At 44.3% G+C, this 8893-nt stretch carries 12 protein-coding genes and 1 tRNA gene; 7 read left to right on the top strand and 6 right to left on the bottom strand.

Features of this window, described 5'->3' with window-relative positions; all coding sequences use genetic code 11:
• The coding region (locus GCA01S_RS20730) for a hypothetical protein (RefSeq protein WP_217994789.1) at nucleotides 1-358 on the top strand (358 nt) is incomplete at its 5' end.
• Nucleotides 359-764: 406 nt separating this feature from the next.
• Nucleotides 765-1586 carry a protein-glutamine gamma-glutamyltransferase gene (locus tag GCA01S_RS18365; RefSeq protein ID WP_042412268.1) on the top strand — a complete coding sequence of 274 codons (822 nt, stop codon included), beginning with the start codon at nucleotides 765-767 and terminating at the stop codon, nucleotides 1584-1586.
• On the opposite strand, the gene GCA01S_RS18360 is transcribed toward GCA01S_RS18365, so the two are convergent.
• A complete protein-coding gene (locus GCA01S_RS18360) occupies nucleotides 1563-2465 on the bottom strand; it encodes a DMT family transporter (RefSeq protein WP_042412264.1) in 903 nt (300 codons plus the stop codon). The two genes, GCA01S_RS18365 and GCA01S_RS18360, sit on opposite strands and share 24 nt — an antisense overlap.
• A 66-nt stretch (nucleotides 2466-2531) precedes the next feature.
• On the opposite strand from GCA01S_RS18360, the gene GCA01S_RS18355 reads away from it, so the two are divergent.
• The 3 genes from GCA01S_RS18355 to GCA01S_RS18345 all read left to right on the top strand — a co-directional run bounded on the left by GCA01S_RS18355 (nucleotide 2532) and on the right by GCA01S_RS18345 (nucleotide 4597).
• The gene (locus GCA01S_RS18355; RefSeq protein WP_026078439.1) at nucleotides 2532-3209 is read left to right on the top strand and encodes an MgtC/SapB family protein; all 678 of its coding nucleotides are present in this window, start codon (nucleotides 2532-2534) and stop codon (nucleotides 3207-3209) included.
• Between the two features lie 100 nt (nucleotides 3210-3309).
• A tRNA-Ala gene (locus GCA01S_RS18350) sits at nucleotides 3310-3382 on the top strand.
• Between the two features lie 324 nt (nucleotides 3383-3706).
• Entirely contained in the window at nucleotides 3707-4597 is an 891-nt protein-coding gene (locus GCA01S_RS18345; RefSeq protein ID WP_042412259.1) for a thermonuclease family protein, read from the top strand.
• A 93-nt stretch (nucleotides 4598-4690) separates the two neighbouring features.
• On the opposite strand, the gene GCA01S_RS18340 is transcribed toward GCA01S_RS18345, so the two are convergent.
• Nucleotides 4691-4951, bottom strand: a complete 261-nt coding sequence (locus GCA01S_RS18340) for a hypothetical protein (protein ID WP_017434844.1) — start codon at nucleotides 4949-4951, stop codon at nucleotides 4691-4693.
• Nucleotides 4952-5007: 56 nt separating this feature from the next.
• Nucleotides 5008-5496, bottom strand: a complete 489-nt coding sequence (locus GCA01S_RS18335; protein ID WP_042412257.1) for a GNAT family N-acetyltransferase — start codon at nucleotides 5494-5496, stop codon at nucleotides 5008-5010.
• A 93-nt stretch (nucleotides 5497-5589) separates the two neighbouring features.
• Here GCA01S_RS18335 and GCA01S_RS18330 point away from each other — a divergent pair, with 93 nt between their 5' ends.
• Nucleotides 5590-6768 carry an MFS transporter gene (locus tag GCA01S_RS18330; RefSeq protein ID WP_042412254.1) on the top strand — a complete coding sequence of 393 codons (1179 nt, stop codon included), beginning with the start codon at nucleotides 5590-5592 and terminating at the stop codon, nucleotides 6766-6768.
• 53 nt (nucleotides 6769-6821) lie between these two features.
• Here the strand turns inward: GCA01S_RS18330 and GCA01S_RS18325 are convergent, their stop codons facing one another.
• On the bottom strand, nucleotides 6822-7058 hold the full coding sequence (locus tag GCA01S_RS18325; protein WP_017434841.1) for a hypothetical protein: 237 nt from the start codon (nucleotides 7056-7058) through the stop codon (nucleotides 6822-6824).
• Nucleotides 7059-7160: 102 nt separating this feature from the next.
• A complete protein-coding gene (locus GCA01S_RS18320) occupies nucleotides 7161-7346 on the bottom strand; it encodes an H-type small acid-soluble spore protein (protein ID WP_017434840.1) in 186 nt (61 codons plus the stop codon).
• A gap of 128 nt (nucleotides 7347-7474) precedes the next feature.
• Here GCA01S_RS18320 and GCA01S_RS18315 point away from each other — a divergent pair, with 128 nt between their 5' ends.
• A complete protein-coding gene (locus GCA01S_RS18315; protein WP_042412250.1) occupies nucleotides 7475-8470 on the top strand; it encodes a potassium channel family protein in 996 nt (331 codons plus the stop codon).
• Here the strand turns inward: GCA01S_RS18315 and GCA01S_RS18310 are convergent.
• Nucleotides 8467-8871 (bottom strand): YugN-like family protein, encoded by a 405-nt coding sequence (locus GCA01S_RS18310; protein ID WP_017434838.1) that lies wholly within the window; start codon nucleotides 8869-8871, stop codon nucleotides 8467-8469. The genes GCA01S_RS18315 and GCA01S_RS18310 overlap by 4 nt on opposite strands.
• Nucleotides 8872-8893: the final 22 nt, after the last annotated feature.

Below are 8893 nucleotides of genomic sequence, written 5' to 3'. Positions count from 1 at the left end.
TTATTGTCAGCTTCAGCACCGACACACAAGGTGCCGCGGCGCTTCAGCTTTTCGCATTGTCCAGCTTCAGCGCCTAGCTCTCTTCTGCCAAATAACCTTCCCCCTCGAAGTGCAAGCACTTCTGCGGGTGAAGAACATTTGGCTTCGAGAGCTGATCTCGGCGCTTCAGCTTTTCGCATTGTCCAGCTCCGGCTCGCAACGCCTTGCGGAAAATAACCTTCCTCCGTCGACATGCAAGCATGTCTCGTCGGAAGAACATTTTCCTTCCGGCGTTAGGCGCTCGCCTTCGCTTTTCTATGTGGACGCTTCGTTTTGTTCAGTTTTCAAGGAACATTTCCTCTTCAAAACAGCTCTTTAATGATAACATAGTGTTTTTTTGTTGTCAACTATGTTTTTTATTATCATTTACGTTGCTTAGCGATCGAAATTGATCGATCGATTAGCGACGCTATTTAATATAACACCTTCTTTTTAAAAATGCAACCCCTTTTTTAATTTTTTTTGTCCTTCCACGAAAGCTTTATACCAATCATCAGCATAACCGCTGCAGAGCGCCTTTCACCAACTACACTTACAATTTAATCGAGTACGTGCTAGAAATCAACTACGCTATATTTCCGCAGATGACAGAATAATAAAATGACACACTACATACATATTAAATATACTTAATTCTTATCCTCAAAAACAAAGAATAACCGCTTTCTAAATTTAAAATCCAAGTTACACCAGTAAGCGGATTATTTATTTTGAAGGAGGAAAATATGATTCAAATTCAGCAATCAGCCGTCGACAGCAGTTTATTCGGCCCCTCTTCCCTTTCCAAAAGTCAAGAAAAAATATTTGAAGCGTTATTAAAGTCGCCGAAAACGTATGTATACCAAAATAAACATCAGCTTTTATTCGAGATCATCCTTCGCGACCGCATCATTCATTCCGCTGCTGCTCTCGCCAAAAGCAAAGCAAGATTCGCCATTTTCCGTTTTTCCAAATGCAACGAACAATTTTGGGTACGAAATGAATTAGGCGGGTTTCAATTAAGAAAAGAAGTACTTCCTGCAGATGCAATAAACGACATTTTCGTCAACAGCCATTTGTACGCCTTTGAATGCGCGACCGCCATCGTTATCGTATTTTACAAGGCAGTGCTGGATGTTATTGATCGGCAGACGTTTAATACGTTATTTTCGAATCTTTTATTATACGATTGGCATGTTGATCAAGATTTAGGGATAAAAACAAAAAAGGGAGAAGATTATCTTCCTGGCGACTGTCTTTATTTTAAAAATCCTGAATTCGATCCGCAAACGCCACAATGGCAAGGAGAAAATACAATCTATTTAGGCGACGGCCTGCATTACGGACATGGGATTGGAGTTACAACAACGGAAGGAATCATCGCCGCTCTGAATAGAAGGAGAAAAAAATTCGCGACCAAATCAGCGTATCTAGTTCCGCAAACCACAAGAGTTGATTTTGCTTACTTATCGAAGTTTGCCAGCAATTTAGAACACTATCGTCTTCCAATGAACAATGAATACTTAATTACAGGGACGCTTGGGTCAGCTACTTTCTTGTATTGGTAGCGACCCTTTTCGATTTTCTCCCCATAAATAAGCCCCGATTCCTGTCAAAATGAAAATTCCTCCGATCCATTGGGACGGCTGAATCAGCTCCCCGAGCAAAAAGTAAGCTAATATGGACGCTCCCACTGGTTCAAATAAAATGCTCATCGAAACGGTTGCCGCGCTTACCCATTTTACCGACCAATTCATTAAGGAATGGCCCAGCAAGGTCGGCACAATGGCCAATAAGACAAAGCAGAGCCAATCTATTTTTCTATAGGAAAGCAGCGGCAGCCGAAACGCAATTACGTAAAGAAAAAGCACGAAAGAACTAATCCCGTAGACAATATATGTATATGTCATCAATGATAGACGTTTGCGTAATTCTTGACCAAATAGCCAATATCCTGTTACCATGGCACATGCTAACAGCGCCAACATATCACCGAATAATGCTTTGCCGCTGACTTGAAAATCGCCCCAGCTGATGATCACGCTTCCGGCGATTGCTAATAGCGCGCTAAACAATGCTCCTGCAGTAAGATGTTCTTTAAAAAACACATATCCGCCAGCAAACGCAAATAACGGCTGCAATGTTACAAGCACAACGGAACTAGTTACGGAAGTATAGTTCAGCGACTCAAACCAAAGAATAAAATGAAATGCTAATAAAACTCCAGAGAAGATTGAAAACGCCCAATCGCGGCAGGAGATTTCTTTTAATTCGCTAATATATCTGATAAAAAACGGTGTCATCAATAGTACCGTAAAAAAAAGCCGATAAAAGGCGATAACGGAAGCAGGAGCATGCGCCCATTTCACAAGAATAGCGGAAGTAGAAACGGAAAGCGCTCCTACAAATAGGGCTAAATATGGTTTGAACATGCTTGATGGCTTCATTATTCATCCCCTTAACCAATGTTTTATCATTATTATACCAATATCGAAACAAAAGAGGTGATTGCCGTGATGTTCGACCCATTCATTAAATTAGGGATATCTGCTGTATTAGGATTAATCATCGGATTGGAAAGAGAATTAAAACGAAAACCTGTCGGCTTAAAAACTTGCTTAGTTATTTCCATTTCCAGCTGTTTGTTGACGATTGTCTCGATCGAATCTGCCTATGTATTCCCGCTAAAAGACCATATTACGATGGATCCGCTCCGTCTTGCCGCGCAAATTGTATCAGGCGTTGGTTTTTTAGGAGCTGGGGTTATCTTGCGGCGGGGAAATGATAGTATTACAGGATTAACTACAGCCGCAATCATTTGGGGAGCGGCTGGCATCGGAGTTGCCGTCGGTGCCGGATTTTATTGGGAGTCGGCCTTTGGGGTGGCATTATTAATTGTAAGCGTAGAACTTATTCCTTTTCTCATCAACTTTTTCGGACCGAAACAACTGCGGGAAAAAGAAATTCTGTTGCAAATCACCGTGGCAGATACAAAAAATATTGCCGATGTCATCGAAAAAATAAAGCTGCAGCACATCGATATCAAGACTATGCGCATTAAAGATTTAGAGGACAACCAGCATTTAATTAAATTAAAAGCCGTTATCGATCAAAAGCGGGCTGCTGCCGACATCTATTATGCGATCCGCAGCATCGATTCAATCGTCCATATTGATATTGAGAGCGGCTGATCTGTTTCACCTTTTCCAATAAAAAGCTGCATAAAATACTATTGCATTTCCAAAAAAGCATATATATAATTAAAAACGGACAGAAAATAATTGATGAAGTGGGGCATTAGCTCAGTTGGGAGAGCGTCGTGCTGGCAGCGCGAAGGTCACCGGTTCGAGCCCGGTATGCTCCATTAGAAAAACCCTTGCGTGGCAAGGGTTTTCTTTTTTGCACTACATATGCAAAAGGGCGATCATATAAAAATTGCGCGCTGATTCATATTGAAGGAGGTGTAGACCTGGTTACTAAAATCGTTGTCGTGTACGGACCGATGGAAGGAATGGTGCACGACAGATGCCGTCGCTGACAGCGAACCACGGGGGCTTTCACAGCAGGTGAATGACAAGGGAATTCCCTTCCTGGTGGAACTCAGGTATTTCATGAGCGGCAAGCAGTTTTGCTGGTTTCATCGCGATGAGTCAATTTTTATAGATTTTAGTAACCAGGAAAGAAACAAATGAGAAAGTTAGCAAGTTTGGTGATAGCAGCCTTATTCACTCTCTTTTTTTCAACCAGCAGTTTCGCCCATCCTGGCACGTTGGACGAACTAGGCGGACATTTCCGTAACTCGGACTGCATGTACTTGCTGCATGAGCCGACCGCACTTGCCATGCAGGCCAAAAATAAAGAAGCGCTTGTCCAATTGATCAAAAAATACAATAACAACGCCAAGTGCACCCGGCAGCTGACGGCGGATAAAATTGACCTGGAAGGGCATAGTCTGGGCGGAACCTCTGCAGCGAAATCAGATTCGTCCGCCACATTGCAATTAGGAAAAAAATATGCCGCAACACTAGTGAAGTGCATTGATGGAGATACAGCAAAGTTTATGGTCAACGGCCGCGAATATACGACCCGCTTTCTATTCATTGATACGCCGGAAAGCACGATTGAAGTCGAACCGTACGGGAAAGAAGCAAGCCAGTTTACTTGCTCCCGCTTAAAACAAGGAAATATTACATTAGAAACCGACGGAAGCACGCTGTTTGATAAGTATCATCGCTTGCTCGCCTGGGTGTGGGTAGGAAACAAATTGCTGCAAGAAGAAGTGAGCAAAGCAGGACTGGTCGAAGATTTTTACGATTACGGGGATTATAAATACGAAGGCCGAGTCCGCGCCGCCATGGCAGAGGCGAAACGAAACGGCGCGGGAATGTATAGCCGTTCATCCACGCAAAAACCTGATTCTTCCCGTCAGCAGCAAACGGCGAAAGAGAAAGAAGACACAGCGAAACAAGACAACCAACCAAAACAGTCCGATAAACAATCGAACACTAAGCACCCATTTCTTTACTTGTTGATTGGACTGGTCTTAGCTATCATCATTTACGCTGTTGTACGCAAATAACATAAGCGGCTGCCTGCAACGGCCGCGCCGAACAAACAAAAGGAGCTAACGACTAGCTCCTTTTTTATTCTATCATGGCGAATCCGGGAGCTGTTACTGCTCCGGCAGCAACTCTTCAATCACCGACTGCCCGGACGATGGCGCCGCTGTAGAGAAAGAAGCGCCGTTTAACCGCTTAAAGCCATATTTCTCTAACCGCTGTATTTGCTCTTCCGTCAGATCAGCATAAGCAATCACCGAAGGCGTACCGGACGATTTGTAAATTAAATTGCCTGTCACTGGACATTGAAACGCATCGGCAACAAAGCCTTCGCCATCTTGAATCGTAAATAAACGAACCGGCATGACGTTCATATACTTCCCTCTTTCTGCTGGTATCTGTTATTATGACTGTCCTATTTTTTTACGTTCTATACAATTCTTTTTCCAACGATGATTAAATCGCGCTCGATTCCATCCAATTCCGCGACCCGCGGAAGGCGTCCCCATGTTTCAAAGCCAAAGCGAGAGAATAGGCGCAAGCTCGGTTCATTATGGGCAAAGATAAAGCCTAACAGCGTTTTAATATCGAAACTTGGCGCTTCCTCCACTGCTTTTTGAAGCAGCTGCTTTCCGATTCCTTTCCCACGATATGCTTCGGAAATGTAAATGCTGATTTCCGCTGTATGACGATAGGCCGGTCGTCCATAAAACGATTGGAAACTGAGCCAGGCGCACACGCGGCCATCTTGTTCCATCACCCATAGCGGCCGTGTATGCGAGTCATGAGCAAAAAACCACGCCTCCCTGCTTTCTACCGACACCGGCTCGAGGTCCGCGGTAACCATTCTGGTCGGAATCGTTTCATTATATATTTGCACGATTGCTGGCAAGTCTTCTTTTTTCGCATCCCTGATCATCGTATCTCCACCTTTTTTCATATGCATTTCGTTAACGAAAATTGGTTAAGAAGGAGTATAATTATACATATGTGATGAGAAAGGAGGGTAGCTATGAACCGGACGGTAATCGTTTATCTCGTCTCGCTGGCCGCGTTTCTTGGTCCATTTACACAAAACATTTACACCCCTATTTTACCAGAAGTAACAGCCGATTTTGCTACTTCTTCGTTTTTAGTGAATTTAACCATTTCCATTTTCACGTTTTTCTTAGCCATGATGCAAATGGTATACGGACCGTTGACAGACATAAAAGGACGCCGTCATGTTCTCTTGGCTGGCATCCTTCTTTATATCACGGCATCGCTTGGCTGCTTTTTTTCGAACTCTATTTACGTTCTTCTCGCCTTCCGAGCATTGCAGGCAATCGGCATCGCAGCTGGTTCGGTCGTCGCCGCTACCGTTATCGGCGATTTATTTGAAGGAAAAGAACGGGGAAAAGCGATGGGTACTTTCCAAATGATGCTATCGCTTGGTCCAGTCGTCGGACCGATCGTTGGCGGATTTCTTGGCGGCCGATTTAACTTTCATGTCGTATTCCTTGTTCTTGTTTTTGTCGGGGTGCTTATATGGCTCGGCAATTTTATTTTTCTAAAAGAAACAAAACCGGAAAACCAAACATCGAAAACCTTTCAGATTCGTGATTTTGTCACGATCCTTCGCCACCGGGCCGGTTCCTCGATTATTTTATTAGGGTTTATCCAATATTACGCGCTCTATAATTTTCTCGTTTTTTTGCCTGGCATTTTGACGGAGCGCTATGGGCTATCGGCAGAGGAAAAAGGGCTTGTTTATTTAGCGTTGTCGTGCATGATTGTCGTCGGCAGCTTTATCGGCGGACGCATCCAAGGCTATTGGAAAGATAGACACATTATTTTAGCAACATCGTATTGCACCGTGCTATCCATTTTCCTTTTTCTTCTTGTTTCCTATATATCCATTCCGCTCTTAATCCTTGCGATCGCGTTGTTTGGCCTGTTTTTAGGAACGTCCTTGCCGGTGCAGATGACGCTGCTTACGTATGTGTTTCAAGCAAACCGTTCCACCGCCATTGGCGTCTACAATTTCTTCCGCTACATGGGAATGGCATTCGGACCAATGGTCGGGAGCTTGTTATTCTCGTTAGGCAGGTACAGACTCGTATACGGATTTGCGGATGCTGTCTTTCTTGCCTGCTCGCTGCTATTGACCATGCGTGTGGTGCGCCTAGGCAAACAAGCGCCTTCGATATAAAAATCATCAGCAAAAGGAACTGCTCCGTGCCGAAGCAGTCCCTTTTCTTACCTTCATATTGCAGAAATCCCGCTATCATACAAACGCTGGAAAATGGAAAAATGAACGACAAACTCTGTAAACGAATATGCTTCGCCTTCCGGAAACGCGTAGCTCTCAAAAAATGCCGCCAGCACCTCTTCGTCTACTTCCTCCAATAGACGCGATGACAAGAGCGGATAATAAATTTCTTCCCACCAGCGTTCATATCCGTAATCTGCAAACATTTCCTTTATCTGTCCACCCGTCACTTTACATGCTCCTTCCCGCGTTATTTTCTTTCACTGTCAGTATCGGTTTTTCCAAAAGACGCAAACAAAAAACGCCGAAACACGGCGTTTTTCCTTATTGCCTTATCGTTCTTCACTTAATTCGGCTACCGGCACGTCACGCTGCTCACGAAGGTGGCCATCCCGCAAATGGACCGTAGCCGTTTGCTTTTCTTCATCATAACCGTCAATCCAGACAGATACACCATTATAATAGACAGGAATATCCGCCGGGGACGAAACAATTTGTTTGACACGATTCATATCCATGAAGCCATTCCTCTCCTTTCACATATTCATCATGTAGTATGAAAGCGAAAAGGAATTTTTATGCAAAAAAAGGAGCAAAACAGTCAACACTAACTTTGTAAAAACAATGGACCAAACGGAGGAAACCGATGAAAAACTGGGATATACTCATATCGTATTTGCGCCTTCCTGTCTTTATACGATTGCTGCTGGTGGGAAGCGCGCTGCTAATTCTTTTCGGCCTGCTTATTCATCTCGTCGAGCCGTCTACATTCCATAACGTATTCGATGGCATATGGTGGGCGATTGTTACCGCGGCGACGATCGGCTACGGCGACATCGTTCCAAAAACGACGGCGGGAAAACTCGTCGCCATTCTCCTTATTTTGTTAGGAACAGGGGTGATTACGACGTATTTCGCGTCCGTATCAGCAGCTGCCGTGGCAAAAGAGACGGCATTATCGAACGGGCAGCTGCGCTATGGAAAAAAGGGACATGTGATCATCGTCGGCTGGAATGAGCGGGTGCGCGAAGTGCTGGCACAATTAACGAAATCCCAGCCATCTTTTCGCTGCGTGCTCATTGATTCGACGTTAAACGCGCTGCCGATTTCCTATAAAAATGTTCATTTTATCAAAGGAAACGCCAGCTACGATGATGTGCTGCAGAAAGCAAACGTCACTGAAGCGCAAATGGTTTTAATTACCGCCGACCAGCATAAAAACGAAGTGGAGGCGGACAAAGATTCGATTTTAACGCTTTTGGCCATGAAAAGCTTAAACCCTTCCATCTATGCGATTGTCGAAATATTAACCGGGCAGCACGTCAACAACGCAAGACGGGCGGGCGCTGATGAAGTGATTCAAACCAACTTGCTCTCCAGCTTCACAATGGCAAACAGCCTTCAGTCACCAGGCATATCTAGAGCGATTGAAGCGCTGCTTCGTCAGCTTCACGATAGAAAACTGCATCTGATCCATGCCGAAGAATGGTGCATCGGCAAAACATTTTCTGAAAGCAGCCAGTTGCTATTGGAAAAGCGAATGATATTAATCGGTGTCGTGAGAGGGGAAGAAGGATATATGAACCCTTCTCCGCACTTCATCATTGAAAGAGGCGATCACCTGTTTGTTCTGAGCCCTTAGTCAAGCAGGCGGCGTTCCAGCTCTTGCACAAGCACCTTTCCGACGCTAACATATGTTTCCGGAAATGTCGCATCGGAGTCTTGCGGCTCGGAAAATTGGTTAAAAGCGGCGCCTAGATTGCCGACATCGGCATGGTCATCTAAGCCGCTTTGATATTGATGCGATAATAAAAACGGCCTGCCGATCTCCACCGTTGTTCCATGCGAATCAAGCTGTCCATCCACTGCTTTAAACGGAATACGTAAAAATTGATATCCGGATTCATCGGCAATTTTATAGTCAAAATAACCATGATCATAATCCCAATTGCCGCCAATCGTATAACCGAGCGGTTTTAACTGCTGTTCTAGCTTATACAGCTGAAATGCTTTTCCTTCCAGACGCGATGGAATTTCAATCATTTTAAACATGCCTCCCTCTATA

Origin of the sequence: Parageobacillus caldoxylosilyticus NBRC 107762, from assembly GCF_000632715.1 — a bacterium.
Lineage (GTDB): Bacteria > Bacillota > Bacilli > Bacillales > Anoxybacillaceae > Saccharococcus > Saccharococcus caldoxylosilyticus.
This window is presented reverse-complemented; position numbering and strand designations above follow the sequence as displayed.